At 67.3% G+C, this 24772-nt stretch carries 31 protein-coding genes; 20 read left to right on the forward strand and 11 right to left on the reverse strand.

The genetic code is table 11. The features are described 5' to 3' along the window. Nucleotides 1-24: 24 nt before the first annotated feature. The 3 genes from C1A30_RS26170 to C1A30_RS26180 are packed head-to-tail and all read left to right on the forward strand — an operon-like array spanning nucleotide 25 to nucleotide 3274. Nucleotides 25-1233 carry a PP2C family protein-serine/threonine phosphatase gene (locus tag C1A30_RS26170; protein ID WP_101951210.1) on the forward strand — a complete coding sequence of 403 codons (1209 nt, stop codon included), beginning with the start codon at nucleotides 25-27 and terminating at the stop codon, nucleotides 1231-1233. Further along, complete coding sequence (locus C1A30_RS26175; RefSeq protein WP_101951211.1) at nucleotides 1230-2828, forward strand: CHASE3 domain-containing protein; 1599 nt, start codon at nucleotides 1230-1232, stop codon at nucleotides 2826-2828. The genes C1A30_RS26170 and C1A30_RS26175 overlap by 4 nt, the downstream gene beginning before the upstream one ends. Further along, nucleotides 2825-3274 (forward strand): response regulator, encoded by a 450-nt coding sequence (locus tag C1A30_RS26180; protein WP_101951212.1) that lies wholly within the window; start codon nucleotides 2825-2827, stop codon nucleotides 3272-3274. Before C1A30_RS26175 ends, C1A30_RS26180 begins: the two co-directional genes overlap by 4 nt. On the opposite strand, the gene C1A30_RS26185 is transcribed toward C1A30_RS26180, so the two are convergent. From C1A30_RS26185 to C1A30_RS26200, 4 genes are all read right to left on the reverse strand, one after another. Further along, nucleotides 3271-3711 carry an ATP-binding protein gene (locus tag C1A30_RS26185; RefSeq protein WP_101951213.1) on the reverse strand — a complete coding sequence of 147 codons (441 nt, stop codon included), beginning with the start codon at nucleotides 3709-3711 and terminating at the stop codon, nucleotides 3271-3273. The two genes, C1A30_RS26180 and C1A30_RS26185, sit on opposite strands and share 4 nt — an antisense overlap. Before the next feature lie 33 nt (nucleotides 3712-3744). Continuing rightward, the gene (locus C1A30_RS26190; protein WP_101951214.1) at nucleotides 3745-4107 is read right to left on the reverse strand and encodes an STAS domain-containing protein; all 363 of its coding nucleotides are present in this window, start codon (nucleotides 4105-4107) and stop codon (nucleotides 3745-3747) included. A gap of 82 nt (nucleotides 4108-4189) precedes the next feature. After that, nucleotides 4190-5434, reverse strand: coding sequence for a lipase LipE (lipE, locus tag C1A30_RS26195; protein ID WP_101951215.1), 1245 nt, complete (start codon nucleotides 5432-5434; stop codon nucleotides 4190-4192). Further along, the gene (locus tag C1A30_RS26200; RefSeq protein WP_101951216.1) at nucleotides 5431-5916 is read right to left on the reverse strand and encodes a peroxynitrite isomerase; all 486 of its coding nucleotides are present in this window, start codon (nucleotides 5914-5916) and stop codon (nucleotides 5431-5433) included. Before C1A30_RS26200 ends, lipE begins: the two co-directional genes overlap by 4 nt. A gap of 50 nt (nucleotides 5917-5966) precedes the next feature. On the opposite strand from C1A30_RS26200, the gene C1A30_RS26205 reads away from it, so the two are divergent. Next, nucleotides 5967-6398, forward strand: coding sequence for a PPOX class F420-dependent oxidoreductase (locus tag C1A30_RS26205; RefSeq protein ID WP_101951217.1), 432 nt, complete (start codon nucleotides 5967-5969; stop codon nucleotides 6396-6398). Here the strand turns inward: C1A30_RS26205 and C1A30_RS26210 are convergent. Beyond that, nucleotides 6395-6841, reverse strand: coding sequence for a hypothetical protein (locus C1A30_RS26210; protein ID WP_101951218.1), 447 nt, complete (start codon nucleotides 6839-6841; stop codon nucleotides 6395-6397). The two genes, C1A30_RS26205 and C1A30_RS26210, sit on opposite strands and share 4 nt — an antisense overlap. A gap of 84 nt (nucleotides 6842-6925) precedes the next feature. Then, nucleotides 6926-7324, reverse strand: coding sequence for a heme-binding protein (locus tag C1A30_RS26215; protein WP_101951219.1), 399 nt, complete (start codon nucleotides 7322-7324; stop codon nucleotides 6926-6928). A gap of 344 nt (nucleotides 7325-7668) precedes the next feature. Between C1A30_RS26215 and C1A30_RS26220 the strand changes: the two genes are divergently transcribed. Next, complete coding sequence (locus C1A30_RS26220; RefSeq protein ID WP_101952893.1) at nucleotides 7669-8688, forward strand: dihydrodipicolinate reductase; 1020 nt, start codon at nucleotides 7669-7671, stop codon at nucleotides 8686-8688. 2 nt (nucleotides 8689-8690) lie between these two features. Here C1A30_RS26220 and C1A30_RS26225 read toward each other — a convergent pair whose 3' ends face one another. Continuing rightward, a complete protein-coding gene (locus tag C1A30_RS26225; RefSeq protein WP_101951220.1) occupies nucleotides 8691-9407 on the reverse strand; it encodes a maleylpyruvate isomerase N-terminal domain-containing protein in 717 nt (238 codons plus the stop codon). Nucleotides 9408-9488: 81 nt separating this feature from the next. On the opposite strand from C1A30_RS26225, the gene C1A30_RS26230 reads away from it, so the two are divergent. Genes C1A30_RS26230 through C1A30_RS26245 form a run of 4 tightly spaced genes read left to right on the forward strand, consistent with a single transcriptional unit; the run spans nucleotide 9489 to nucleotide 11476 of the window. Then, entirely contained in the window at nucleotides 9489-9740 is a 252-nt protein-coding gene (locus C1A30_RS26230; protein ID WP_101951221.1) for a hypothetical protein, read from the forward strand. Nucleotides 9741-9776: 36 nt separating this feature from the next. Next, nucleotides 9777-10190 (forward strand): VOC family protein, encoded by a 414-nt coding sequence (locus tag C1A30_RS26235; protein WP_101951222.1) that lies wholly within the window; start codon nucleotides 9777-9779, stop codon nucleotides 10188-10190. Beyond that, complete coding sequence (locus tag C1A30_RS26240; protein ID WP_101951223.1) at nucleotides 10187-11047, forward strand: rhomboid family intramembrane serine protease; 861 nt, start codon at nucleotides 10187-10189, stop codon at nucleotides 11045-11047. The genes C1A30_RS26235 and C1A30_RS26240 overlap by 4 nt, the downstream gene beginning before the upstream one ends. Before the next feature lie 51 nt (nucleotides 11048-11098). Beyond that, nucleotides 11099-11476 carry a GtrA family protein gene (locus C1A30_RS26245; RefSeq protein ID WP_101951224.1) on the forward strand — a complete coding sequence of 126 codons (378 nt, stop codon included), beginning with the start codon at nucleotides 11099-11101 and terminating at the stop codon, nucleotides 11474-11476. A 5-nt stretch (nucleotides 11477-11481) separates the two neighbouring features. Here the strand turns inward: C1A30_RS26245 and C1A30_RS26250 are convergent, their stop codons facing one another. Continuing rightward, nucleotides 11482-12429, reverse strand: coding sequence for a sigma-70 family RNA polymerase sigma factor (locus C1A30_RS26250; RefSeq protein WP_101952894.1), 948 nt, complete (start codon nucleotides 12427-12429; stop codon nucleotides 11482-11484). A 104-nt stretch (nucleotides 12430-12533) separates the two neighbouring features. Between C1A30_RS26250 and C1A30_RS26255 the strand changes: the two genes are divergently transcribed. Both C1A30_RS26255 and C1A30_RS26260 read left to right on the forward strand, forming a co-directional pair. After that, a complete protein-coding gene (locus C1A30_RS26255; RefSeq protein ID WP_101951225.1) occupies nucleotides 12534-13250 on the forward strand; it encodes an SDR family oxidoreductase in 717 nt (238 codons plus the stop codon). 28 nt (nucleotides 13251-13278) lie between these two features. Beyond that, nucleotides 13279-13494 carry a hypothetical protein gene (locus tag C1A30_RS26260; protein WP_235010208.1) on the forward strand — a complete coding sequence of 72 codons (216 nt, stop codon included), beginning with the start codon at nucleotides 13279-13281 and terminating at the stop codon, nucleotides 13492-13494. On the opposite strand, the gene C1A30_RS26265 is transcribed toward C1A30_RS26260, so the two are convergent. After that, nucleotides 13491-15401: a potassium transporter Kup gene (locus C1A30_RS26265; protein ID WP_101951227.1), complete on the reverse strand. Its 1911-nt coding sequence runs from the start codon at nucleotides 15399-15401 to the stop codon at nucleotides 13491-13493. The genes C1A30_RS26260 and C1A30_RS26265 overlap by 4 nt on opposite strands. 33 nt (nucleotides 15402-15434) lie before the next feature. On the opposite strand from C1A30_RS26265, the gene C1A30_RS26270 reads away from it, so the two are divergent. Both C1A30_RS26270 and C1A30_RS26275 read left to right on the forward strand, forming a co-directional pair. After that, the gene (locus C1A30_RS26270; protein WP_142392674.1) at nucleotides 15435-16592 is read left to right on the forward strand and encodes an alpha/beta hydrolase; all 1158 of its coding nucleotides are present in this window, start codon (nucleotides 15435-15437) and stop codon (nucleotides 16590-16592) included. A gap of 26 nt (nucleotides 16593-16618) precedes the next feature. Then, on the forward strand, nucleotides 16619-17419 hold the full coding sequence (locus C1A30_RS26275; protein WP_101951229.1) for a hypothetical protein: 801 nt from the start codon (nucleotides 16619-16621) through the stop codon (nucleotides 17417-17419). Here the strand turns inward: C1A30_RS26275 and C1A30_RS26280 are convergent. Beyond that, the gene (locus C1A30_RS26280) at nucleotides 17412-18080 is read right to left on the reverse strand and encodes an O-methyltransferase (protein ID WP_101951230.1); all 669 of its coding nucleotides are present in this window, start codon (nucleotides 18078-18080) and stop codon (nucleotides 17412-17414) included. The two genes, C1A30_RS26275 and C1A30_RS26280, sit on opposite strands and share 8 nt — an antisense overlap. A 65-nt stretch (nucleotides 18081-18145) precedes the next feature. Here C1A30_RS26280 and C1A30_RS26285 point away from each other — a divergent pair, with 65 nt between their 5' ends. The 7 genes from C1A30_RS26285 to C1A30_RS26315 all read left to right on the forward strand — a co-directional run bounded on the left by C1A30_RS26285 (nucleotide 18146) and on the right by C1A30_RS26315 (nucleotide 24241). Next, complete coding sequence (locus C1A30_RS26285; protein ID WP_101951231.1) at nucleotides 18146-19093, forward strand: DUF4129 domain-containing protein; 948 nt, start codon at nucleotides 18146-18148, stop codon at nucleotides 19091-19093. Continuing rightward, on the forward strand, nucleotides 19090-19572 hold the full coding sequence (locus C1A30_RS26290) for a hypothetical protein (RefSeq protein WP_101951232.1): 483 nt from the start codon (nucleotides 19090-19092) through the stop codon (nucleotides 19570-19572). Before C1A30_RS26285 ends, C1A30_RS26290 begins: the two co-directional genes overlap by 4 nt. Further along, nucleotides 19569-20531, forward strand: coding sequence for a MoxR family ATPase (locus tag C1A30_RS26295; RefSeq protein ID WP_101951233.1), 963 nt, complete (start codon nucleotides 19569-19571; stop codon nucleotides 20529-20531). The genes C1A30_RS26290 and C1A30_RS26295 overlap by 4 nt, the downstream gene beginning before the upstream one ends. Next, nucleotides 20528-21790, forward strand: coding sequence for a DUF58 domain-containing protein (locus C1A30_RS26300; RefSeq protein WP_101951234.1), 1263 nt, complete (start codon nucleotides 20528-20530; stop codon nucleotides 21788-21790). Before C1A30_RS26295 ends, C1A30_RS26300 begins: the two co-directional genes overlap by 4 nt. Next, nucleotides 21787-22206, forward strand: coding sequence for a hypothetical protein (locus C1A30_RS26305; RefSeq protein WP_101951235.1), 420 nt, complete (start codon nucleotides 21787-21789; stop codon nucleotides 22204-22206). Before C1A30_RS26300 ends, C1A30_RS26305 begins: the two co-directional genes overlap by 4 nt. A gap of 81 nt (nucleotides 22207-22287) precedes the next feature. Continuing rightward, nucleotides 22288-23595, forward strand: coding sequence for an MFS transporter (locus C1A30_RS26310; RefSeq protein WP_101951236.1), 1308 nt, complete (start codon nucleotides 22288-22290; stop codon nucleotides 23593-23595). A gap of 4 nt (nucleotides 23596-23599) precedes the next feature. Continuing rightward, nucleotides 23600-24241 carry a TetR/AcrR family transcriptional regulator gene (locus tag C1A30_RS26315; protein ID WP_101951237.1) on the forward strand — a complete coding sequence of 214 codons (642 nt, stop codon included), beginning with the start codon at nucleotides 23600-23602 and terminating at the stop codon, nucleotides 24239-24241. Between the two features lie 33 nt (nucleotides 24242-24274). On the opposite strand, the gene C1A30_RS26320 is transcribed toward C1A30_RS26315, so the two are convergent. Continuing rightward, nucleotides 24275-24556 carry a hypothetical protein gene (locus C1A30_RS26320; protein WP_235010210.1) on the reverse strand — a complete coding sequence of 94 codons (282 nt, stop codon included), beginning with the start codon at nucleotides 24554-24556 and terminating at the stop codon, nucleotides 24275-24277. Nucleotides 24557-24772 lie beyond the last annotated feature (216 nt).

A 24772-nucleotide genomic window follows, 5' to 3' on the forward strand; every position in this document is an offset into this window, starting at 1 on the left:
TTACGTAAAAGGACGTGATAACCGATGCGCGCCCCGCACTACCCGCAGGACACTCCCGCCGCCACTCGTGTGCCCGGCATCGGCCGACTCTCGGTGCTGCTGGTTGAGGACGACCGGGCCGATGCCCTCCTGGTGGAGGAACTGATCGCCGACGCCGCCGTCGACATCGACTTCGCCTGGGCGCCTTCGATTTCGGAAGCCGAGCGGTTGTTGGTGCGCCGCCGCCCGGACTGTGTGCTGCTGGACCTGAACCTGCCCGACGCCACCGGCATCAACGCGCTTGAGCGCGTCAGCAAGGGTGATCCGACCATCCCGATCGTGGTGCTGACCGGGCTGAACGACGAGCACTTCGGCGTCTCCGCCGTCGCCTCGGGCGCGCAGGACTACCTGGTCAAAGGCCGGGTGGATCCGGAAACCCTGCGTCGCTCGCTGCTATATGCGATAGAGCGCAAACGTGCCGAGCTGACCGCGGTCGAACTGCATGCCAGCCAGTTGCGGGCCGGCGAGAACGCCCGCCTCGAGCGCGGGCTGCAACCTTCGCCGCTGCTGCTCGACGACCCGGGCGTCGACATCGTCGCCCGGTACCGCGCGAGCCGGGCGTATGCGCTGCTCGGGGGCGACTTCTACGACGTCGTCCAGACACCGGACCGGACGGTGCACGTGATGGTCGGCGACGTGGCCGGGCACGGACCGGACGAAGCGGCCCTTGGCGTGGCATTGCGCATCGGCTGGCGCGCCCTGACCTTCGCCGGGCTGCGCGGCAATGAGCGAATGCATCAACTGGAGCGGATCCTGCTCACCGAACGCCCGTCGAAGGGCATCTTCGCCACGCTGTTGAGCTTGGCGTTCGCCCCCGACAGCCGACGATTCGATGCCGTGCGCGCTGGGCATCCCGGCATGTTGATGCATGGAAAAGACGACGTGCAATGGATCGAACCGCCCGCAGGGCCCGCGCTGGGCCTCGGCGCACGCGAATGGCCGGTCAACGAACTCGAACTGCCGGACGGCCACGGCCTGCTGTTGCTCACCGACGGCCTGTTCGAGGGCCACTCGGGCCGAGGCAACGAACGTCTCGGCGAGGACGGCCTGCTCGACCTGGCCCGCTCACTGGCCCCGCTGCCCGGCGCCGCGTTCGTGGACGCACTGATCGGCGAGGTGGAGGCGCGGGCGCGGACGCACGGCGGGCACACCGACGACATCGCGGTGGTGCGTGTCGAGCGGGCGCCGCGATGACGGCACCCACGGAATCGCGCCGGTTGACCGTCCAAGGCTGGCAGAACCTGCTGTTGTCGGTGATGGGCGTGGTGGTGCTCGCAGGTGCCGTCGCGGGCGGCGTCCTGCTGTATCGCACCGACCGCGTGTCCAGCGAGTTGGTCGACAGTATCCAGCCCGCGCGGGTAGCCGCTTACCAGCTACAGGCGGCGCTGCGCGATCAGGAGACAGCGCTGCGCGGATACGCGATCGCGGCCGACCGGCAGTTCCTCGAACCGTATTTCGCCGGACAGCGCACCGAACAGGCGGCGGCCGACGAGATCCGCGCCCGCATGGGTTATGACCGTGAAGCGGTCGACGACCTCGAGGCCATCGAGCAGGCCGCCGCCCAATGGCGATCCAACTACGCCGACCCGCTGATCGCCGCCGTCACGCCGGGCAGGCCGTCGGTGGTGGACAGCGCCACCGCCGAACGCGGCAAGGCCGAATTCGACCGTCTGCGAACGCTGTTCGACGTGCAGAACCAGAACCTGGGTGCGGCGCGACAGGCAGGCGTCGACGACTTGCAGGCGGCGCGGAACTGGCGCAACGCGGTGCTGATCGGCGTGATCGGCACGTTCTTCGCAATGACGGTGTTGCTTGCCGTGCTGGTGCGGAACGTGGTCACCAGGCCGTTGGCGGCCCTGGCCGCGTCGTGCAGGCGGATCACCGAAGGGAACTTCGGCGAACGCATTGCGATGAGCGGTCCCAGGGACATTCGCGGCATCGCGGCCGACGTCGAAGACATGCGGCAGCGCATCGTCGACGAACTCGAAGCGTCGAAGTCGGCCAGCGCGGCACTCGACGAGCAGACCATGGAATTGCGGCGCTCGAACGCGGAACTCGAGCAGTTCGCCTACGTCGCATCCCACGACCTTCAGGAACCGCTGCGCAAGGTGGCCTCCTTCTGCCAGTTGCTCGAAAAGCGCTACGGCGACAAACTCGACGAGCGCGGCATCGAGTACATCGGCTTCGCTGTCGACGGTGCCAAGCGCATGCAGGTGTTGATCAACGATCTGCTCACCTTTTCCAGGGTGGGGCGGCTCAACGCCACGTACACCGACGTCGACCTGAACGCCACACTGAACGCCGCCCTCGGCAACCTGTCGACGGCAATCGAGGAGTCCGGCGCCGAAATCGTCACGCCGGCAACGGGTTTGCCGCACGTCGACGGGGACCCCACGTTACTGGCGATGGTGTGGCAGAACCTCATCGGCAACGCGGTCAAGTTCCGCCGAGATGGGGTGGCGCCCAAGATCGTCGTCGAGTGTGAGCAGCGGGTCCGCGACGACGAAGTCGACTGGATCTTCACGGTGTCGGACAACGGCATCGGGATCCCGCAGGAATTCGCCGACAAGGTCTTCGTGATCTTCCAACGCCTGCACGGCCGCGACGCGTACAGCGGCACGGGCATCGGACTCGCGTTGTGCAAGAAGATCGTCGAACACCACGGCGGCAACATCTGGATTGACTCCTCGTACACCGCGGGTACCCGGTTTCAATTCACCCTGCCCGTTCAATCGACGGCCGAACCGGAGCCGCAGCCGGCGGCCATGCTGGAAGGAAGTACTGAATGACGTCACAAGCCGGGGAAGGCCGGGCGATCGACGTGCTGCTCGTCGAGGACGACCCGGGTGACGAGCTGATCACTCGGGAAGCGTTCGAACACAACAAGATCAAGAACACGTTGCACGTCGCGCACGACGGCCAGGAGGGGCTGGACTTCCTCTACCAGCGTGGTGCATACGCCGACGCGCCGCGCCCGGATCTGATTCTGCTTGACCTGAACCTGCCGAAATACGACGGGCGCCAGTTGCTCGAGAAGATCAAGTCCGATCCCGACCTGTGCCACATTCCGGTCGTGGTGCTCACCACGTCCTCGGCGGAGGAAGACATTCTGCGCAGTTACAAGTTGCACGCCAACGCTTACGTGACAAAGCCGGTCGACCTCGACCAGTTCATGAGCGCCGTGCGGCAGATCGACGAATTCTTCGTCCAAGTCGTGCGGCTGCCACAGTTCTAACGGGCCGCGTCGACCCCGGTCCATTCCAGGCTGACGCGGGTGCCGCTCGGCGACGTGTCGACGGTGGCCTGATCGGCCAGCGCCTGCATGAGCGGGATTCCCCGGCCTCGCTTGAGTTCCCGGGTCCCCGGATCGGTGTTCCGCCAGGCGCCCTGGTCCTCGATGGTCACCGTCAGTGTGGCCGCGTTCACGTCGTATTGCGCCTGGACCTGCATCACGCCGGGTTGGTCGGCGGTCGCGTAGGCGTACTCCGCGGCGTTGGCCATCGCCTCGTTGACGGCGAGCACCACATCGCACGCCTTCGCCGCGTCGAGCGCGAAGTGGTGGTGCAACCACTCCGAGAACTCACGCCGGATGGCAGAGGCGGTCGCTGGGTCAGCGGTGGCGTCGATGCGCGCGAACTGTGGGCTGTTGCAAAGCGTTTCAAAGGATGACATCTCGGCCTGCTGGCTACCCCGTCCGCGGCCTAGTTATGCCGCTAACGCGGCAAGTGCTTCGTCGAGTGTGGCATGCAGGCCGACGACGTCGGCGATCCCGACGAGCTTGAGTGGGCGGCTGGTAGCCGGACCCTCGGCGACGACCGCGAACCGCATGTCCGCGGGCAACTCTTCGCGAGCGGCGACCAAAATGCCCATCCCTGCCGAGGCGAGGAAGTCGACGGCGGAAAGATCGACGACAACCCCACGCGGTCCGTCCTTGGCCGCGGTGGCGATCGCCTCCTCGAGTTGTGAAGCGGTGAGCATGTCGACCACACCCGCTACGGATAGCACCTCGATGTCATCGACGCGCCTGCGCTCGATGGTGCACTGACTGGCTGCGGACTGGCCCGACACGTTCTACCTCCAACATGACTGAAACCGTCGGCCATTGCGCGTGGTCCGGCGGGTACCTCGCCTGTTCCCAATCGGCCGATTCTTAAACATTGGCTGGTGTCCGGGCAAACTCGGCGGTGATCCGGTCGAGCAGCGCCGGGTAGCGGTTCGCCTCGCGGTGCCTGCCCGGTTTGCCGCTGCTGATCAGGCCGGCCGCCAGCCCGCGTTGCGGGTCGGCCCACACGGCGATGTTCACCAGCCCGGTGTGCCCGAACGCGGCGGGTGCGTTGCGTCCGAACGGGCCGAACCGGTTCGAGCCGAGCATGTATCCGGTGCCCCAGCGCAGCGGCATCAGCCCGGTCGCGATGTCAGGGCGCAGCCTGCGGCACTCCTTCGTCGCGGCCCGCAGGGTGTCCGCGGACATGATCCGCACTCCGTCGAGTTCGCCTCCGCGGCGCAGTATTTCGGCGAAGCGCGACAATTCGTCGGCGGTTGACACCGTATTGGACGACGGCACCACGCCGGTGAGGAACTGCCGGGTGTTCGAATACGGGATGATCTGGTGCATCGTGCCGCCGACCGCGGTGCGGAATGCGGCCGCGATGGGCGGCGGCAGCGGCCTGCCGGTCGGGTAACTCGGGGCGACCAGTGGCACATCGGCATCGGCGACGCCATAGTTCGTCCACCGGAAGCCGAGCGGATCGAGGATCTCGGTTGCCAGCACCTCGCGAATGTTCTTGCCGGTGGCCGCCGATACGATCTCTCGGACCAACGGGCCCCAGGTCAGCGCGTGATAGATGTGCACAAGGCCGGGGCGGTAGATCGGCTTCAGGTTGCCGAGCATCTCGCGGGCGTATGCGCTGTCGTCCATCCGCTTGAGGTCCGGTCGCGGTCCGGTCGCGAACGGCACGCCCGCGCTGTGCGTCATCACGTGCCGGATCGTGGTGCGGTCCTTGCCGTGGCTGGTGTAGCTCGGCAGGTAGTTGCACACCCGGTCGTCGAGCGACAACACGCCGCGCTCGGCCAGCATGTGCACGACGGTGCTGGTGATCGCCTTGGCGGCGGAATACACGCAAAACGGCGTTTGCGTTGTGACAGTTGTCTTTTCGGCATCGGGCGGATCGTCGGGTCCGTTGCCCCAGCCGTGGCCGATCGCGCGGTTGAGCACGACCCTGCCGTTGTGCCGCAGGCAGAGTTGGATCGCAGGGTGCATGCCAGCCCGATACCAGTGCCGGGCGGCCTGCCAGATGCGTTCGACGGACGCCGGGTCGATCGCGCAGTGGTCCTCCGCGCCGATGTCCGTGACGGCGTCGAGGTCGGCGGGGACGCGGATCCTGCCGTCGCTCATCCGGCGTTCCTCCGCAGTGTCGCGGCCAAGTGATGTTGCAAAGGCAGGCCGACCGCGCCCATCCGCAACGTGTAAGTCAGCTGGTCGCTGTCGACGCGGATCGACCGGCTCAGCGCGGTGACTTCTTTGGCCGACGAGGTACGGCCGATCGCCGTCGCGGTCAGCTCCAACTCCATGGTGGCGCCGGCCGTCGTCAGCGTGCCCTCACCAATCTCGGTGATGCCGGTGGGATGGGCCAGCACGAGTTCCACGCGATCCGCCGACGGCATCCGCAGGTATCCGGTTTCGGCGTGCAAGGGACGGCCGTCGTCGGCGGCCCTGGTGCGCTGGCCGTAGACGAGGAACGGCTTGCCGACGTGACCGAACGTCACTTCCTCCAGATAGCCGAACGGTTCGATCGTCGGGTACTCGCCGTCGCCGCGGCCCGACCAGGTGCCGATCAAAGGCGCGAGGGCGGCAATGCCGGGATGCAGATCGGCCACGTCGCCAGGGTACGGAATAGCGGAGGAGCGATCGTGAGTTGCCGGTTGACATGACCGCCATCACATTCGACCCCCACACGCTGATCGCCGAGAGCAGGCTCGGCGTGCTGGCCACCATCAAGAGCAACGGCCTGCCGCAACTGTCGCCGGTGACCCCGTACTACGACCGGGACGCGGGCGTCATCTACGTGTCGATGACTGAGGGCCGCGCCAAGACCGCGAACCTGCGCCGCGATCCCCGTGCGGCGCTCGAGGTCACCAGTTCCGACGGTTGGGCGTGGGGGACGGCCGAGGGCACGGTCACGTTGACCGGTCCGGGCACCGACCCGCACGGTCCCGAGGTCGAAGCGCTCGTCGACTACTACCGAGCTGCCGCAGGTGAACACCCGGACTGGGACGAGTACCGCGCGGTGATGGTGTCCGACCGCCGCGTGCTGATGGCGATGACGGTCGAGCGGGTGTACGGCGAAAAGATCCGCTAGCCGCCGGGGTTGGCGGGCGGGGGAGTGCCCGGATTGCGGGCGATGATCTGGCCCAACTGGCCGAGCGCACCGATCAGGTCACCGGGGCCGCTCTGGGGCACGGGCTGATCGGTCAACTGCCAGGTCTGGCATTCGTTGGTGGTGAACGACGTGTCGGTGGGCTCGATCTGCACGATCTGCGCCTTTTTCGACAGCGCGTTGTCGACGATGTCGGTGCCGTTGGTGCGCTTCCAGTAGCAGGCGCCGTCGCCGACGGGACCTGCCGAGGCGTAGGTGCCGGGCTGGATGTCCTTGCCGACCGCGAAGGTGCCGTCGCCGTCGATGGTGGTCTTCGGGCCTGGCGGCGGTGGTGCGGGCGTGGGATCGGCGGACGCGCCCGCCGGGGATCCCGCACAGCCAACCAAGACGAGCGCTGCCGCGACGGCGGCTCTTGTCGGCTTCATGCCCACAGAGTAGTCGCTAAGCCGTGCTAACGAAAACCGCCCGCCACAGCGAGGGGCTGCGGCGGGCGGTGGTCGAGCGATGGGCTAGCCGGCCATGAACTCGCTGTAGGCCGACGCCAGCTCCGGCGGCAACACCGACACGTTGCACTGACGCTGGGTGTCACCGATCGGCGCCAGGATGCCCTTCAGGTCGTAGTACTCCTGCGGGTTGGCGGTGAAGTAACCGCGCAGCGTCGCCGACGCCTGGTCGCGCGGTTGGCTGAACGCCGCGCCGACGGCCTGGTTGGCAGCCGGATGGCTGTTCAGGTAACCGCGGGCCGAGCCCAGCGTCGAGCTGACCGTGTTGGACACGCCGGCCGCCGAGCAGTCCGGCGCCGCGACCGCATTGGGCGCGGCGATGGTTGCTGCAGCTACGCCCCCGAGCAGACAGCCCGCAGCGACACCGGCGACGCGCCGGCGCGCAGTGATACCACTGAATTTCATGATCAATTTCTTCCTTCGAATTGCGATTCGTCGCTGTTTCCCCCGTCCCCGAAAACCAAGGTAGCCGAACGCAAAAGTGCCTAAACCGGGTCGGCGTAGCGACTGACGGAGGGGCGAAAAGCGTTACAGCTCAACGGCGTGAAATACGCCTCAAAATCGCCTGAATTCGGTAAGCGAGCCACCAGATCGAAGCGGAGATCTTGAAAACTCTCAAGATTTGCCCGCAGCTCTTAATTGATCGTGATTCGTATAGTGACCGAATTGTTATTCGCCGGGCGGTAGCGTGCCTCGGTGTGACGCGGTACCGAGTCATTCAGTGGGGCACGGGCGCGGTCGGCGCCGAAATGATCACCGCGATTCTCGACCACCGAACCGACCTCGATCTGGTCGGCGCGAAGGTCTACACCGACGCCAAGGACGGCGCGGATGTCGGCGCGATCCTCGGACGCGAACCGGTGGGTGTGGTAGCGACAGCCGACGCGGCGGCGGCGTTGGCCATCGAGGCCGACTGCGTGCTGTACACCCCGCGCACCGCCGACCTCGACGAGGTGTGTGCGATTTTGGCCGCGGGCAAGAACGTCGTCACGACGGCCTTTCTGTTTCATCCCCGCCGCCTGCCCGCCGCCGACCGGGACCGCGTGCTGGCCGCATGTGAACAGAGCGGCACCAGCGTGCACGGCAGCGGACTGAACCCCGGGAATCTGTCGGGTGCGCTGCCGTTGGCGCTGTCGGGGATGAGCAGGCGCATCGACGCGATCACGCTGCAGGAGCGGGCCGACTGGTCGGTGTACGAGAGCACCGGCATCACGTTCGACAACATGGCGTTCGGTCAACCGGTGGAGGCGATCAGCACGGCCACCAACGACTTCCTGGCGTTCAACAGCGGCATCTTCACCGAGCAGGTGTGGTTCCTCGCCGATGCGCTCAACGCGGGCATCGACGAGGTGACCGCGACCGTGGACGCCGTCGCGGCCCGCGAGGACCATCAGATCTTCGACAGACTGCTGCGGGCGGGGACAACGGCGGGGCAGCGGTGGAACTGGGTGGGCAGGCGCAACGGCGAACCGCTGATCGAGATCGAGACGCTGTGGACCGTCGGCGGCGAGGACCCCGACCATTGGCCGCGCCCGAAGGACGGGTGGACATTGACCATCGAGGGCGATCCGTCGATGCGGACACATTTCATCTCGCTTGCGAGTTTCACCCGGTCTGCTGGCATCGCCGAACACGTGCGGTCGGCCAACGTGGCGACGGCGATGCAGGTGCTCAACGCGGTGCCGGCGGTGTGCGAGGCCGCACCGGGCTTCGCGACGACGGCGACCCTGCCACTGGTGCGCAGTCACACCGGCTTCGGCCACGGTTAGCCTCACATGGTCGGCAGCTCGGCGACCACCGCGGCCAACCGTGGATCGGATACTTCGATCCTTCCGAACAGGGCCAGCAGCAACTCGTCGGGCTTAGCGTCGACCGGCTCGTCTCCGCCGGGCAAATGCCCTGTGATTGCGGCCAATTCGACCGTGTCGTCGTTTCCAAGACGCACCAGGAGCCGGGTCGAGGTCGGGCTCTCGAGCAGCCGGTTCATCGACTCAGCGGGGCCACGAATGGCGATGGATGCCTCCGCGGCCGGTATCTCCCATTCGTCTCCGCTTGCGGCGGCGATGTCGTAGCCGTGGACGAGCAGCTCGCACAAGATCCAGCGGGCCCCTCCGCCGGCCGAGATCGTCGATCCACCGTGGAACGGATACTGGCGGTCGAAGTCGACCTTGGGATAGACGCGGTCGATCACCGTGCGCAGGCTTGTCTCGAGTCGGTCGGCGACATCGTTGATCTCCCGGTCGGTGTACTCCGAGAGGCAGGTCGCATTCAGCTCGGCAACCTCCTGGTTCGTGGCGCCGCGTCGACGATCGCCAAGAAGCCTGCCGAGCACGGTCACCACATGCGCGGCAGTCTCCGCGGCCGTCCAGGCGAGCCCGGGTACCGGTCGCGCGGCGCGAGTCGGATCGAGCCCGCGGACCATCGAGACCAACCGCCGCCCGCTGTCGTCCAGCGCTGCGAGGATGTCGGGTTTGGCTGCCTCTTCCACCCGATGAGCGTACGGCGGGTGCCAATTCGTGCCTGCCGGACGTATCGTCGACAGTGAGCCCTGCACCTCGAGGGGGCAAAGATGATGTTGAAGAAAATTGCAGCCGCAGTTGCCGTCGCCGCTTCGCTGGGCGTCGGCGCCGTCGGACTCGGCGCTGGTGCCGCCCAGGCTGATCCGGGCTGGGGCCCGAACATTCCGTGGATTCCCGGGCCGGGAGACTGGGTGCCGGACGTCGACGTATGGCCGGGACCCGGGGACGTCGCGAAGTTCTGTCCGTGGCACTCGCCGCCCGGTCACTGGATCGGCGGACCGCACGGCATCCCCTGCACCTAGCGCCGCCAGGGACGGTCCTCGGCCATAGGTAGTCTCGTGGCCGTGCGCTTCGACCTGCTCTCGCCCGCGATCGAGGTCGGCCTCGTGACGACGAACCTGGACGCGATGGTCGCTTTCTACGAGGGCTTCCTCGGGCTGGAGTGCCAGGGCGACGTCGAGTTCCCCGGCGGGTCGCAACGCCGGTATTCGCTCGGCAAGAACGTGGTCAAGCTCGTGACCTACGACCCGCCGCCACCGCAACCGGCCACACCGGGCGGCGGCCGCGCCCGGGCCGGCGTCAGATACTTCACCATCGGGGTGGCGAACCTGCACGCGGTGGCCGAGGCGTTCGCCGCCTCCGACTACGAGATCGTCGAACCGGTGACGGAGTTCGCGCCGGTGCCGGGCATGGGCTGGATGTTCGTCGCCGACCCCGACGGCAACTGGATCGAACTGTTCGGCACGCTGTGACCTATCCGCCCCCGCCGCAGGCGCCGCCGACCTGCTACCGACATCCCGACCGCGTCACCTATGTCAGCTGCACGCGTTGCCACCGACCCATCTGCCCGGAGTGCATGCGTAACGCCGCCGTAGGCCACCAGTGCGCCGAGTGCGTCAACGCGGGCGCGCAATCGGTGCGTCAGCCGCAGACGGTGGCCGGTGCCCGGCAGGGCGCCCGCACGCCCGTCGTCACCTACACGCTGATCGCCGTCAACGTGCTGCTGTTCGTGTTGGAAGCGGTGACACCGGGCCTGCAGCGCCAACTCGTGCTGTTCGCGCCCGCCGTCGCCGACGGCGACTACTACCGGCTGGTGACGTCGGCCTTCATGCACTATGGCATCGCGCATCTGCTGTTCAACATGTACGCGCTCTACGTGATCGGCGCCCCGCTCGAAAATTGGCTTGGCAGAATGCGTTTCACCGCCCTGTACGCGTTGAGCGCATTGGGCGGTTCGGTCCTGGTGTATCTCCTCTCGCCGCTGGGGGCCGCGACGGCAGGCGCGTCGGGCGCGGTGTTCGGGTTGTTCGGCGCCTACTTCGTGGTGAGTAAGCGGCTCAACCTGAACGTCGGCTGGGTGGTCGGGCTGATCGTGCTGAACCTGGCGTTCACGTTCGTGATCCCGGCGCTGGGCGGACAGCAGATCAGTTGGCAGGGCCACATCGGCGGACTGGTCACCGGCGCGGTGGTCGCCGCGGCCTACGCCTACGCCCCTCGCGAGCGGCGCATCCTGATCCAGGTGTCGACGTCGGTTGCGCTGCTGGTGCTCTTCGTCGCGTTGATCGGCTGGCGGACAACCGATCTGCTCACCCGGTTCGGCATCACCTGACGTTTGCCCGCCGCTCAGCCGCCGGCCACCTGGGAATGCCAACGTGGCAACATGAGCGTGGCGCCGACCTTGCTGGTCTTCGTTGTGCTCAACAGCTTCACCTTCGGCGTAGACCTGGCGCTCCTGAGCGTGCTGCACGGCGGGCTGCGGATGCCTCTGGCGGTCGCCGTCACGGTGGCTTACGCGTGCGCATTCACGCTGAGCTACTTCCTGAACCGCACGTTCAACTTCCGCTCACACAGCGCAGTGGGTCCGCAATTCGCGGTCTACGTGATGGTGGTCGCGGTGAACTACCTCGCGTTCATCCTCGGTGTCACCAGTGGGCTGGTGGCATTGGGCATCGAGTATCGCGCCGCGCGGATTGCGGCGGGCGCGTGCGAGGCGGTCTACATGTACAGCGCGATGCGCTGGGTCGTGTTCCGGCGCTGAGGGGCCTAACGCATCGACGGAAGCCCGAACACGCCGAACAGGTTCGGGTCGAGAAACACTGTGATGGCCGATATTCCGTCCCGGCCCGCGGTTAGCACATGGATCGCGTGCGCCTGCAGCGCACCCGCGGCGTCGCGGCGGTAATCAGCGACCGCCGGTTGCCCGTTCGCGGAGGTGGGCACCATCAGCACAGCGCCCGCTTCGGCGAACGCCCGCGCAGACAGGAACCGCGTCACCGCATCCCGGCCCGTGAACCAGGCTGCGAACGGCGGCATTTCGAGTTTGACGTCATCCTGCAGCAGCGCCGTCAACGCGGCCATGTCACCGTTCTCGAAGGCCGCGCAATAGCGTTCGACCAACGCGAGCAACTCGCGGTCCTCCGGTTCCATGATGTCGTCGTCATTCGGTGCGACCTCGGCCAGGTGGGCGCGCGCTCGCTGCAACGCGCTGTTCACCGCCGCGGGTGTGGTCTCGAGCAGTTCGGCCACTTCGGCGGCGCTGAACTGCACCACGTCCCGCAGGATCAACACCGCGCGCTGCCGTGCAGGAAGCTCCTGCAGCGCGGTGACGATCGCCAGTCGGATGCTCTGCCGCGTCGCGACCGCGACCTCAGGGGTGAAGGTGTCTGGAATCGGTTCGAGCCATGGATATCCGGCCTTGCTCGCATCGATGTCGACGTCCGGGTCCACCGAGCCCGCGCCGAGTCCGGCGGGCAACACCCGGCGGGCGCGATGCTGTAGCGCCCGCAGACACGCCATGGTCGCGATGCGATACAGCCATGTCCGCAACGCCGCCCGACCTTCGAAATCTTCGTACCCCCGCCAGCCGCGCAGGTACGTCTCCTGGACCAGGTCCTCGGCGTCCTGCACCGAGCCGAGCATCCGATAGCAGTGCGCGATCAACTCGGCCCGATAAGGCGCCGCCTGGTCGATGAATTCCTGCTGGGCGGGCACGGCGTCCTCCTTTAACATGCTTCCCCAATACAGATCCCTGCCGCGGCCCGAATTCATCGGCCGGGCCCAGATGAATTCGCGCGGTCCGGTGTCTCTGAATCGGTATGAACCAACACAGCATCGCCCTTGCCGGTTCGACCGTGATCGTCACCGGCGCCAGCAGAGGATTCGGCCGAGGCATCGCCGAGGCATTCACCGCCGCGGGAGCACACGTCGTGGGTGTTGCGCGCAGTGGCGGCACAGTCACCGCCGATGCCGCCGACCCGGCCACCGCTCACCGGCTCATCGACCAGTTCGCGCCGCGTACCGTGGTGCTGTGCGCAGGCGCCGCACCGCAGATGAGTCCACTGCAGCAGCAGACGTGGGAATCGTTCAGCCTGAATTGGAATGTCGATGTGGCCCAGGCCTTTCACTGGATCCGCGAAGCACTGTTGCGGCCGTTGGCGCCCGGCAGCACGGTGATCGCAATGTCCAGCGGCGCAGCGATCAACGGGTCGCCGCTCAGCGGCGGCTACGCAGGCGCGAAGGCCACCGTCAGGATGATCACCGGGTACGCGGCGCTGGAGTCGGAGCGGGCCGGCCTCGGCATCGACTTCGTCTCGGTGCTGCCGTCGTTGACGCCTGCCACTGAACTCGGCGCGAAAGCGGTGGCGGCCTACGCGGCGCGGCAGGGCGTCGACGTCGAACAGTTCGCTCAGTCGCTACAACCCGCGCTCACCGCCGAGCAGGTCGGCAAGTCCATCCTCGAGATCGCCGCCGCGGGACCGCGCGGAGACCGGGCCTACATGCTCGGCCCGGCGGGCTTGTCACCGTTGGGCTGAGTTGAGGCGAATGTGGGTATCCGGACGTATGGCGTTCAAACTCACATACATCGACGGACAAGAAGACACCTACGACGACGACACCAAGTGGGAAATCGACGACGGTGTCCTCAAGCTGGGCCGCGGTGACGGCGACTGGTCGGTGCTGGTGTCGCCGGGGCACTGGGCCACGATCGAATTGGGCCAAACCGGCAAAAAGAAGGATGAAAAGGACGAGAAGGCCGAAAAAGGTGAGGACTCCTAGACCTCGATGCGCGACCCGATGATCACCGTGCGGTCCCACGGCAAGTTGAAGAACGCGGCGGCGTCAGCGGTGATGTGCGACGTCGCGATGAACAAGCGTTTGCGCCACGGCGCCATCGAGGGTTCGTCTCCGCTAACCAGTTCGAGCTTGGACAAGAAGTACGACGCGGTTTCGACGTCGATGTGACCTTCGGTGTGAGCCGGGTCGAGCAGTGTCAGCGCGTGTGGAACATTCGGTCGCTCCAGGTAGCCGTAGCACGCCCTGACGTGGATGATGCCGTCACGCCGGTAGCCCAGTTCGTCGATGGTGATCCGCTGGTCGTCGGACAGTCGGGGCACCGGAACCGTCTCGATAGACATGATCACCACATGCCGGTGCAGCACCCGGTTGTGTTCGACGTTGGCCCGCATCGCCAGGGGCGCAGTCTCTTTCCCTCTGTTGAGGAACACCGCGGTGCCCTTGACCCGCACCAGCGGCGGCTTGCAGTGCCGCAGCCCCTCGACGAACTCACGCAGCGGACCTTCCGCCTTTTCCCTTGCCTTCGTGACGATCTCGCGGCCCTTCTGCCACGTGGTCATCACGGTGAACGTGACCGCGGCGATGAGCAGCGGCAGCCAGGCGCCGTGCATCAGCTTGGTCATGTTCGCGGCGAGGAACATGCCGTCGACGGCCAGCAGGAACCCGCCGCCGATCAGCACCGCCCACAGCGGCCACGCCCACCGCGTTCTGGCGTAGTAGAAGAACAGCGCGGTGACGATGCTGATGGTGCCCGTCACCGCCATGCCGTACGCGTAACCCAATGCGGCCGAACTGCGGAACGCGAAGACCAGGATCAGCACCATCACCAACAGCACACCGTTGATCCACGGTACATAGATCTGCCCGATGGTCGACGCCGACGTGTGTTCGATGCGCAGTCGCGGTAGGTAACCGAGTCGAGCGGCCTGCGACGCGACCGAGAACGCGCCGGTGATCACCGCCTGCGACGCGATCACCGTCGCCGCAGTCGCCAGCAGCACCATCGGGATTCGCGCCCATTCCGGGGTGAGCAGGAAGAACGGCGCCCTCACCTTCGCCTCGTCGGCAAGCACCAGCGCGCCCTGGCCGAAGTAGTTCAGCGTGCAGGCGGGCAGCACCAAACCGAGCCAGCCCACTGTGATCGCTTTGCGGCCGAAGTGCCCCATATCGGCGTACAGCGCCTCGGCGCCGGTGACGGACAGCACGATCGCCGCAAGCGAGAAGAACGCAATGTGGAAGTGGCTCAACAGGAATGTGGCCGCGTAGGTCGGCGACAACGCCCTCAGGATCTCCGGGTTGTCGACGATCCCGTGGACCCCGCACGCGCCGATCGCGACGAACCAGGCGATCATCACCGGCCCGAAGAACCTCCCGACCACCGCCGTACCGTGGCGCTGAACGGCGAACAGTCCCATGATGATCAGCGCCGTGATCGGCACGACGAAGTCTCTGAAGTCAGGCTCGATCACCTTGAGACCCTCGACAGCGGACAGCACCGAAATAGCGGGCGTGATCATGCTGTCGCCGAAGAACAACGCGGCCCCGAACACGCCGAGTACGGCCAGCACCATGGCTGTGCGCCGCCCCGGCTGTCCTGTCCATCTGCGCAGCAGCGTGATCAGCGCCATGATCCCGCCCTCGCCGTTGTTGTCGGCGCGCATCACCAGCGTGACGTAGGTCAGCGTGACGATGATCATCACCGACCAGAAGATCGTCGACACGACGCCATACACATTGGCGGTCGAGATCGGTACCGGGTGGGGGTCACCGGGATTGAACACGGTCTGCAGCGTGTAGATGGGGCTGGTGCCGATGTCGCCGAACACCACGCCCAACGCGCCGATCACGATCGCGGGGCGAAGACCTCGCCGACTGTCCACAGATGACATCGTTACATCCAACGCTGTGCGCCAAGATGAATCGTGCCTGTTGTGATCATCGTCGCCGCCCTGCTGGTGGTGCCGACCGCGGTGGCCGTGCTGGGCACCTACCTCTATCGCGTGCCCTACCTCGGGTTGGCGACCGCCTTCGTGCCCTGGTATCTGCCGTGGCTGACGGTCGCCGCGGTCGCAGGCGGGGTGCTCGCGCTGATCCACTGGCGGGTGCGTCGGGGTCGCATCGGCGCCGCACTGGCCGTCGTTGCCGCCCTTACCGTCGCGGGCGCAGCGGTGATCGACGCCAGGATGATCGCGGCGGTCGAACAAGCCGGCGCCGACATCCGATTGACCGACACGTTCGGCATCGGCGTGCCCAGATACGCGGCGCCGGACGACGTGGCAACCTACGGCACCTACGACGGCGCGCCGCTGCGTCTGGCGGTCTTTCGTCCACGTGAAACCAGCTCGCACGCACCGGTTTTCGTTTACATTCACGGCGGCGGCTGGGTCGCAGGCGACCTGACATCCCGCAGCGCAGACCTGCGATGGTTCGCCGAGCGGGGCTGGCTGGTGGTCAGCGTCGACTACACGCTGTCATCGGCCGACCGGCACCTGTGGAACGTCACCCAGGACCAGATCGGCTGCGCGCTGGGCTGGGTAGTCGCGAACGCACACAAATACGGCGGTGACCCGGCGCGGCTGTCGGTGTCAGGGCACTCGGCGGGCGGAAACCTCGCCATCAACACCGCTTACCTCGCCGCCGCGGGGCAACTGCGTTCGTCCTGCGGCGGCATCATGCCGAAGGTGGCGGCGGTGTCTGCGATCTATCCCGTCGTCGACCCCGTCGGCTTTTACGACAACCCCGATCCCGCATTGGGTGGGCGTTCCCGTGCCATGGTCGGCGCGTACACCGGCGGCTCACCGCGCCAGTTCCCTGACCGCTACGCAGCCATTGCATCCAACAGCCACCTGACCGCGACCGCGCCGCCCACGTTGATCGTCGTCGGCGAGGCCGACCACCTGGTGCCGGTGGCGGGCACCTACCGGTTCGTCGACCTGGCTAAGGCGGCCGGGGTTGACGTGGAACTGGTGGCGGTGCCGTACGCCGACCACGTCTACGACGGCCGTCGCGGCAGCGTCGGCGAGCAGGCCTACCGACAGATCACTGCGCGCTGGTTGCGCGAGGTCGGACAGGGGCCGTGAGCCGGGCCGGTCCCTATCATGACGGGATGGCCGACGAGCTCGACCAGTTGTACGAGGCCAAGCCCGACGAGTTCACCGCGCTGCGCACCAAGCTGGCCGCAGCGGCCAAGAAGCGCGGGGACGCCGACGCGGCCAAGGCGATCTCCGCCGCGCGTAAACCGACGACGGCGGCGTGGGTGGTCAACCGGCTGGCGGTCCGCGAACCCGACACCAGGACCCGCCTGGCCGATCTCGGTGAACGGTTGAAGGACGCCCACTCGTCGATGGCGGGCGACCGCATCCGCGAGCTGTCCCGCGAACAACGCCGCCTCGTCGACGACCTGGCACGAGCCGCATTCGAGGAGGCCGAGTTGGCCAACCCCACCGCCGCGGTACGCGACGACGTGACCGGCACGCTGCAGGCCGCCATCGCCGACCCCGACGTCGCTGCCCGCCTCGGCAGGCTGACCAAGGCCGAACAGTGGTCGGGGTTCGGCGAATTCGGCGACAGTGCAATGGTTTTCACGCCCACCCGCAAGCCGCGTAGTGAGCAGCCCGCCGCAGCGCCCAAGCCCGAACCCGACGATGACGAGACCAAACAGCGGAAGGAGGCGCGGGCCGCCATCGCCGCCGCGGAACGCGCCAAGGCCGACGCGGATGCGGCGCTGACCGAATTGCAATCCGACGTCGCCACCGCGCGGCTGCGCCGCGACGACGCCCGCAGGCGACTCGAGGATGCCGAGAACGCGTTGGCCGCCGCCGACGACGCCTACGACAAGGGCAAGCAGGCCAGCCGCGACGCCGCGGCCGCGGTCAAAGAGGCGAAAGCGCGGCTGAAGTCTAAGTGACTGCGCGGCAGCTGATCTCCATGCTGTCGTCGCCCTCACGAACCGGGAAGTTGACGCTGACATAGCCGTTACCGGGGTCGCGGACGTGGTCCAGGTACGGCTTGGCGTCGTCCATCGAGGTGTTGTCGGCGACGATCAGCGCCCCGGCCGACAGCTTGGGCTCGAGCAGCTTGGTCACCGGAAGGTACAACTCCTTCCAACCGTCGAGCAGCACGAACTCGACTGGACCGTCGACCCCGTCGAGGGTCGTCAGCGCGTCGCCTTCGAGCACGGTGATCAGATCGTCGAGGCCCGTCGCGGCGAACGTCTGTTTGGCGGTCGCGACCTTCGCCGCGCTGAGTTCGGTGGTGACGACCCGGCCGGAGCCGTTGTCGCGCACCGCGGACGCCAGGTGGATGGCCGAGATGCCCAGCGACATGCCGAACTCGACGACGGTGCTCGGTCGGGATGCGCGCACCAGCGCGTACAGCAGGCGGCCCGCCTCCGGGGTCACCGGCAAATAGAAATCGCTGAAGGCGTCGGCGCGTTCCTGCGCACTGGCCTTGGCAAGCCGCTCGAAGTCGCCCGACCGCTCCCGCAGCTGGGCGAACTGTTCGGTGGATTCGGCATACATCCGGTCGAGGGCGGACGCGACTCGGGCGTCCTGCAGCGTGCTGGTCACAGCGCCAAAGATAGCCCCCGAAACGTGCGCTGCGGGGGTCCACCTACGGGCAGGATGGAGACGGTATGGAGAAGCCGACGGCGCGAGTGGTCGCGGTGATCCTGCTGCTGTTCGTCACAGCGTGGGCACTGCGGGGCTACCTGCCGGGCAGTGCCAAGGCTGTCGACCGTGAGCGGTCGTCGGGAAGTCCGGTGGCGCTGATCGTCGACATCGCCTTGCTGTGCATCTCGGTGGCGATCATCGGCGTCGCGGTCGTGGTGCGTCTACGCAGTGGGCAGGCGCGGAGACCGGGACCGGGCACGCTGCCGCTCAGCGGTGCCACCATGGGCCGCCCGACGTGGCGGTTGTCGTTGGTCGCGTTGGCGGTGATCATCGCCTGGCTGCTGCTGGTGATGATGTTGATGCGACTGGACCTCGGCGGGCCTGCGGGCCAGCTGCCGTCCGGCACCCCGTCGGCCGCGGATCCCGGAACTGCGCCGCCGACGACCAATCCGACTGCTCCGCAACCAGGTTCGCCCGGCGGCCAGGGTCACGACGTGATCGGCTACCTGGTCCCGCCGATGGTGATCCTGATGGCGCTGATCGTCGTCGGGTCCGTCGTCGTCTCGCGGCGGCAGCGCAGGCTACCGTCGCCGACGCCCTCGTCCGGTCCCGGCCAGGACATCCCCGGACAGCCGGGCGCCGCCGAATCGCTCGCGCGCGCAGCCGAAGTCGGCCTCGCCGAGATCGGCGACCTCAGCCGCGAGCCCCGCGAAGCGATCATCGCGTGTTACGCCGCAATGGAACGTGAACTCACCCGGGTACCCGGCGCCGCCCCGTTGGACTGCGACACCCCGTCGGAGGTATTGGCCAGGGCAGTCGGGCGGCACGCGCTCAACGCCGACAGTGCGACGCGACTCGTCGAGTTGTTCGAGGAAGCCCGGTTCTCCCCGCACGTGATGAACGAGGGCCACCGCGACGACGCGGTCGACGCGCTGCGCCTGGTGCTCACCGACCTGCGGAGCATGGCATGAAAAAGCTTGTGGCCGCGGGCCTGTTCGTCGTGGTACTCGCCGAGGTGATGGCGGTCGCGGTGCTCGACAGGGAGTGGGTGCTTGGCGTCGTCGGCATGATGGTCGCCCTGGTGCTTCTCGCCCTGCGGTTCTACCTGGTGCGTGAACCGAGCTACCACGATTCGGCGACCACGAACGACGCCGCGGAGTCGTTGCGCCGCTGGCTTTCTCGGACCGAGACATTGGTCGGCAGGTCGGAGTCGACCCGCAGGGCCTGGGACCGGCACCTGCGCCCGATGCTGGCACGGCAGTTCGAGCTGGCCACCGGGCAACGACAAGCCAGGAACCGCAACGCCTTTCACGCCACCGGCACCATGCTGTTCGGGGTGGAACTGTGGGCGTGGGTCGACCCGCAGAACGTCTCGCGCACCGGCGACAGCGAACCCGGGCCGGGTCGGGCAGCGCTCGACGAGATCCTGCGACGGTTGGAGCAAGTATGACGGGGCTGCCCGCGGCCACCACCACCGCGCACTGTGAATCGGTGCTCGACGAGATCGGTCAGGCGGTGGTCGGCAAACGCGGTGCGCTGGCCCTGATCCTGACCACGGTGCTCGCGGGCGGCCATGTGCTGATCGAGGATCTGCCCGGCCTCGGCAAGACGCTGATCGCCAGGTCCTTCGCGGCGGCGTTGGGTCTGGAGTTCACCCGCGTCCAGTTCACCCCGGATCTGCTGCCCGCCGACCTGCTCGGCTCCACGGTCTACGACATGCAGTCGGGGCGTTTCGAATTCCGAAGGGGGCCGATCTTCACCAACCTGCTCCTTGCCGACGAGATCAACCGGACACCGCCGAAGACGCAGGCCGCGCTGCTGGAGGCGATGGCGGAGGGTCAGGTCAGCATCGACGGCGTCACCCACCGACTGCCCGCCCCGTTCATCGTGCTGGCCACCGACAACCCGATCGAGTACGAGGGCACCTACCCGCTGCCAGAGGCGCAACTCGACCGCTTCGCGATCCGCCTCGAACTGCGGTACCTGTCCGAACAGGAGGAGGCGTCCATGTTGCGGCGCCGCCTCGACCGCGGGTCCGCGCAACCGACCGTGCAACAGGTGGTCGACGCCCACGATCTGCTCGCCATGCGCGAATCGGTGGAACAGGTCACCGTGCATGACGACGTGCTGCGCTATGTGGTGTCGCTGGCGACCGCGACGCGTCAGCATCCTCAGGTGGCGGTCGGCGCCAGCCCACGCGCGGAACTCGACCTGGTGCAACTGTCCCGTGCGCGGGCGCTGCTGCTCGGACGGGACTACGTGATACCCGAGGACGTGAAATCGCTGGCCGTGCCCACCATGGCGCACCGGATCAGTCTGCGACCGGAGATGTGGGTGCGCCGCGTGCACGGCTCCGACGTCGTCGAGGAACTGCTGCGCCGGCTGCCGGTGCCGAGGACCAAGGGATGAGCGAGACCCGCACCGTCGACGTGGAATTACGCTGGCGGCCTTCGGCTTTGACGCGCTCGCTGGTGACGTGCGCTGCGGCCGCCCTCGCGGTCGCGGTGATCGGCGCCTACTGGCAGCTTGTCGCGTTCGCGGCACCGCTGGTCGGTGTGCTGATGTCCATCGGATGGCAACGCGAGGTCCCGACGGTGCACGTGCACGCCGAGCCGTCGGCCCAGCGGTGCTTTGAATCCGAAGAGACCAGGGTCGAGGTGTGGTCCACGAGTGAAAACGCCGAGGCGGCGATTCCTCTGACGCTGGAGGCGGTGGACGGGATGCGGTTGCACACCGTCGAATCCGCGCACCGTCATATCGTGACCGCCACGGCCGACAGGTGGGGCCGCTACCCCGTCGTCGCGCGCGTGAATGTCCTTGCGCGCGGCGGACTTCTGCACGGCACGGGCGTGGCCGACGCCGCGCACGTGTTCGTGTTCCCGTTGGCGCCCCCGCAGTCCACCGCGTTGCCGCGCACCGAACTGCTCGACCGCCTCGGCACCCACCTGACCCGGCACATCGGCCCCGGCGTCGAATACGCCGACGTCCGGCGGTACGTGCCTGGCGACCAGTTGCGCACCGTCAACTGGCCCGTCAGCGCGCGTAGGGGCAGCCTGCACGTGACGCAGCGCCTGACCGACCGCGCCGCCGACGTGGTGGTGATGATCGACGGCTACCCGCAACCGCCGGGTCCGGCCACCGCCGCAACCGACCGCATCGCGCGCGGCGCCGTGCAAGTGGTGCAGAGCGCGCTGCGTAGCGGTGACCGCGCAGGTGTGGTCGTGCTCGGCGACCGCCACCCGCGATGGTTGGGCGCCGACATCGGACGCAGGCAGTTCTACCGAATTCTGGACGCCATGCTGACCGCCGGCGACGGATTCGAGGACACGCCAGGCACTCTCGCGCCGCAGGCGGCGGTCCCGCCCGGCGCGATCGTCGTCGCGTTCTCCACTCTGCTCGACACCGAATTCGCGCTCGCGCTCATCGACTTGCGTAAACGCGGCCACACCGTGGTGGCCGTCGACGTGCTCGAAGGGGCCCCGTTCGAGGAAGACAAGGACGGCTTGGTGGCCCGGATGTGGTCGCTGCAGCGGTCATTCATGTACCGCGATATGCGGACCATCGGGGTCGACGTGGTCGCGTGGCACGGCGACGCCACCCTCGATCAGGCGATGCAGTTGGTGCCGGACCGGCGCCGCTCGGTGCGCCGGAGGGCGGCGTTGACATGACGCTGCAGGCGCGCGCGGTCTCGGCTTCGTTCGGGCTGTTGATGGTCGCGTCGGCGGCGGTGCAGGCCGACAGGACGGCGCTGTTGGTCGCCGTCTTCGCCGCCGTCGCGGTGTTGGCGGGCAGCGTTTTTCGTCCCGCCGCCGCGCTTGCAGTGCTGGCGACTGTCGCGGTGCTCGTGCTCGCCGATGCCCCGCCGGTGCTGACCGCGACGTCCGGGCTGTGCGCGGCGGCGTATCTGGTGCTGCGGCACACCGCGGCGGTGGCGGCACCGAGTGTGCTCGGCGCCGCAGGCTTCACCGCAGCGGGCCTTTTCGCGGTGTCGCTTCCGTTCCAGCTGCCGTGGGTGCCGCTGCTGGCGCCGCTGGCGGTGCTTGTGCTCTTCGTCCTGATGACTCGGCCCTATTGGACGACCTGAGCCGGTTATCTTGTCAGGGAGGCGACCTGCGCTCCCGTAAGCGAATTGCTCAGCGGGACGCTTACTTTCGGGAGATTCTTCGTGCCACAGGATGTTCGCAAGGCGGTGTCCGGCGCATCGATCGGCAACGCCGTGGAGTGGTTCGACTTCGCCATCTACGGGTTCCTGGCCACCTTCATCGCGGCGAACTTCTTTCCGTCCGGAAACGAAACCGCGGCGCTGCTGAACACGTTCGCCATCTTCGCGGCGGCGTTCTTCATGCGTCCTCTCGGCGGATTCGTGTTCGGGCCGCTCGGTGACCGGATCGGCAGACAGCGAGTGCTTGCGCTCGTCATCCTGCTGATGGCGACCGCGACACTGGCGATCGGCCTGCTGCCCACCTACGCGACCATCGGGGTCGCGGCACCGCTGCTGCTGTTGTTCCTCCGGTGTCTGCAGGGCTTCTCGGCGGGCGGTGAGTACGGCGGCGGCGCGGTGTATCTGGCCGAGTTCGCCTCGGACCGACGCCGCGGCCTGACGGTCACGTTCATGGTGTGGTCAGGGGTGCTCGGATTCCTGATCGGCTCGGTGACCGTGACGCTGCTGGCGGCGCTGCTGCCCGCCGCGGCGATGGAGAGCTACGGCTGGCGCATCCCGTTCCTGCTCGCGGGCCCGCTCGGGCTCGTCGGCCTGTACATCCGGCTGCGACTGGACGACACCCCGCAATTCGCCGAACTCAGCAAGGCCAAGCAGGTCGCCAAGTCACCGCTGAAGGAGGCGGTCGGCACCGCGTGGCGCCCGATCCTTCAGGTGATCGGGCTGATGATCATCTTCAACATCGGCTACTACGTCGTGTTCACGTTCCTGCCGACCTACTTCATCAAGACGCTGCACTTCTCCAAGACCACCGCCTTCGTCTCGATCACCCTGGCCAGTCTGGTGGCGCTGGTGCTGATCCTTCCGCTGGCCGCGCTGTCGGATCGGATCGGCCGACGGCCCATGCTGATCGCGGGCTCCGTGGCCTTCGCAGTGCTCGGCTATCCGCTGTTCGGACTCCTCAATTCCGGTTCGGTGGCGGCGGCGATCGCCGCGCACTGCGGGTTGGCGGTGATCGAGGCGGTGTACGTGTCGACGGCCGTCGCTGCGGGCGTCGAACTGTTCGCCACCCGGGTCCGCTACAGCGGCTTCTCGATCGGCTACAACGTCTGTGTCGCCGCGTTCGGCGGCACCACGCCCTATGTCGTCACCTGGCTGACCGCTGAGACGGGGGACGCCGTCGCACCCGCGTACTACGTCGTGGTGGCCGCGATCGTGTCGCTGGCGACGATCCTGACCATCAGGGAAACCGCGGGGCGTCCGCTCCCGCAAGCGATATCGGACCAAACGTTCCAATCCGCGGGGTTACAGTGAGTAGGTGCCGCCGACGGATCCTGCAACGCGGCCGAAGCTGACAGCACGCGGCGCGGCCACCCGCAACCGAATCGTCCTGGCGGCCGCGGAGTTGATGCATGTGCAGGGCGTCGCAGCCACCACCATCGACGACGTGCTGGCGGCAAGCGCGACGAGCAAATCCCAGTTCTACCAACACTTCGAGGACAAATCGGAGTTGGTGTACGAGGTCATCACGATGCGCGCCGACGAGATCCTGTCGTGGCAGCGGCTTCGGTTGGAGAAGGTCGATTCCTTCCGCGGGCTCTACACCTGGCGCGACGCGATGGTGCAGAGATGTGCGCTTCGTCGCGGGCTGTGGGGATGCGAACTCGGTTCGCTGGCCGCCGAACTGTCCGATACCGACGACAAGGCAAGGGCTTCGCTCGCCGACTACTTCGCGCAATGGCGCGACCTGCTGGGCGCAGCGCTGGAGCGGATGCGTGAGGCCGGCGCGCTGGTCGCCGACGTCGACGTGAAATCCCTTGCGACAGGGCTACTTGCGGCGGTCGAGGGCGGCTATCTGCTGTCGCAGACCGGCCGCGACCCGCGGCTGATGCAGTCGGCGTTGAACATGGCCATCGGCCATGTGGCGGCGTACGCGACCGCCGGCACCGCAGTGCGCTGACAGTGCCGGCGTCGCGAACTGGACGAGATCGACCTAACCGGTGTTCTCTTTGTTGCCCGGGATGGCCGTCGGCGCGGCAGGCGCCTTGACCGAGGGCGAGAACAGGTTGCCGCCCGTCGGGTTGATCGACTTCTCCGTCGGCGCAGGCGCGGGCGCGGGGGCCGACGTCGTTTCGCTGGTGGTCGTCGTGGTGGTGGGGGTGGTGGTCTCGGGTGCCTTTTCGCCCTCACCGCAGGCGGTCAGCGCGCCCATTCCGATGATGGCGCCCATGGCCGCGGTTGCGGCGAGGCGGCGAGCCGTACGGCCAGACATCATGCTGTGTCCTATCTGTGTAGAGAACTGAACTATATCGTCCAAAAAAGCAGGTAGTCAACGCGTAAGTCGCTGGTCGGTTAGACCTGGCGGTCCAAATCGGGCGTCAAGGGTGACGCCGAATTGGCAGGAGATTGCATATTGTTTACCAGCGTCCTGCCAGCCGGTGACTCTAACGTCCTGTCCACCAGACACCCAGTGTCTCGGAAGGACAACCAC

Origin of the sequence: Mycobacterium sp. 3519A, assembly GCF_900240945.1 — a bacterium.
GTDB lineage: Bacteria > Actinomycetota > Actinomycetes > Mycobacteriales > Mycobacteriaceae > Mycobacterium.

What these genes read in the sequence shown, in the direction of transcription:
- C1A30_RS26170 (WP_101951210.1), top strand. Translation starts at nt 25, where the DNA reads ATGCGCGCCCCGCACTACCCGCAGGACACTCCCGCCGCCACTCGTGTG.
- C1A30_RS26175 (WP_101951211.1), top strand. Translation starts at nt 1,230, where the DNA reads ATGACGGCACCCACGGAATCGCGCCGGTTGACCGTCCAAGGCTGGCAG.
- C1A30_RS26180 (WP_101951212.1), top strand. Translation starts at nt 2,825, where the DNA reads ATGACGTCACAAGCCGGGGAAGGCCGGGCGATCGACGTGCTGCTCGTC.
- C1A30_RS26185 (WP_101951213.1), bottom strand. Translation starts at nt 3,711, where the DNA reads ATGTCATCCTTTGAAACGCTTTGCAACAGCCCACAGTTCGCGCGCATC.
- lipE (WP_101951215.1), bottom strand. Translation starts at nt 5,434, where the DNA reads ATGAGCGACGGCAGGATCCGCGTCCCCGCCGACCTCGACGCCGTCACG.
- C1A30_RS26205 (WP_101951217.1), top strand. Translation starts at nt 5,967, where the DNA reads ATGACCGCCATCACATTCGACCCCCACACGCTGATCGCCGAGAGCAGG.
- C1A30_RS26210 (WP_101951218.1), bottom strand. Translation starts at nt 6,841, where the DNA reads ATGAAGCCGACAAGAGCCGCCGTCGCGGCAGCGCTCGTCTTGGTTGGC.
- C1A30_RS26215 (WP_101951219.1), bottom strand. Translation starts at nt 7,324, where the DNA reads ATGAAATTCAGTGGTATCACTGCGCGCCGGCGCGTCGCCGGTGTCGCT.
- C1A30_RS26220 (WP_101952893.1), top strand. Translation starts at nt 7,669, where the DNA reads ATGATCACCGCGATTCTCGACCACCGAACCGACCTCGATCTGGTCGGC.
- C1A30_RS26230 (WP_101951221.1), top strand. Translation starts at nt 9,489, where the DNA reads ATGATGTTGAAGAAAATTGCAGCCGCAGTTGCCGTCGCCGCTTCGCTG.
- C1A30_RS26245 (WP_101951224.1), top strand. Translation starts at nt 11,099, where the DNA reads ATGAGCGTGGCGCCGACCTTGCTGGTCTTCGTTGTGCTCAACAGCTTC.
- C1A30_RS26255 (WP_101951225.1), top strand. Translation starts at nt 12,534, where the DNA reads ATGAACCAACACAGCATCGCCCTTGCCGGTTCGACCGTGATCGTCACC.
- C1A30_RS26260 (WP_235010208.1), top strand. Translation starts at nt 13,279, where the DNA reads ATGGCGTTCAAACTCACATACATCGACGGACAAGAAGACACCTACGAC.
- C1A30_RS26265 (WP_101951227.1), bottom strand. Translation starts at nt 15,401, where the DNA reads ATGTCATCTGTGGACAGTCGGCGAGGTCTTCGCCCCGCGATCGTGATC.
- C1A30_RS26275 (WP_101951229.1), top strand. Translation starts at nt 16,619, where the DNA reads ATGGCCGACGAGCTCGACCAGTTGTACGAGGCCAAGCCCGACGAGTTC.
- C1A30_RS26285 (WP_101951231.1), top strand. Translation starts at nt 18,146, where the DNA reads ATGGAGAAGCCGACGGCGCGAGTGGTCGCGGTGATCCTGCTGCTGTTC.
- C1A30_RS26290 (WP_101951232.1), top strand. Translation starts at nt 19,090, where the DNA reads ATGAAAAAGCTTGTGGCCGCGGGCCTGTTCGTCGTGGTACTCGCCGAG.
- C1A30_RS26295 (WP_101951233.1), top strand. Translation starts at nt 19,569, where the DNA reads ATGACGGGGCTGCCCGCGGCCACCACCACCGCGCACTGTGAATCGGTG.
- C1A30_RS26300 (WP_101951234.1), top strand. Translation starts at nt 20,528, where the DNA reads ATGAGCGAGACCCGCACCGTCGACGTGGAATTACGCTGGCGGCCTTCG.
- C1A30_RS26305 (WP_101951235.1), top strand. Translation starts at nt 21,787, where the DNA reads ATGACGCTGCAGGCGCGCGCGGTCTCGGCTTCGTTCGGGCTGTTGATG.
- C1A30_RS26320 (WP_235010210.1), bottom strand. Translation starts at nt 24,556, where the DNA reads ATGATGTCTGGCCGTACGGCTCGCCGCCTCGCCGCAACCGCGGCCATG.